The following is a 231-nucleotide window of genomic DNA, read 5'->3' as shown; positions in this document are numbered from 1 at the left end:
GAAATCATCAAAAACCACGATGTTATCGGTATAGAGGATTTGCAAGTATCGAATATGTTAAAGAATCATAAGTTAGCAAAAGCAATTAGTGAGGTATCTTGGTTGCAATTTCGATCCATGTTAGAATACAAAGCAAAATGGTATGGCAAACAAGTCATTGTCGTATCGAAAACATTTGCTTCCAGCCAATTATGTTCTTGTTGTGGATATCAAAATAAAGACGTTAAAAAT

Annotated in this window: 1 protein-coding gene; it reads left to right on the top strand. The window is 32.9% G+C overall.

The window, feature by feature from the left end; all coding sequences use genetic code 11:
* On the top strand, positions 1–231 hold a 231-nt coding region (locus tag COK05_RS30475; protein ID WP_141539322.1), incomplete at both ends, for a zinc ribbon domain-containing protein.

Source organism: Bacillus cereus, from assembly GCF_002567495.1.
Taxonomy (GTDB): Bacteria; Bacillota; Bacilli; order Bacillales; family Bacillaceae_G; genus Bacillus_A; species Bacillus_A cereus_AQ.
The sequence above is the reverse complement of the archived record's forward strand: the minus strand, read 5'-3'. Positions and strand labels throughout refer to the sequence as shown.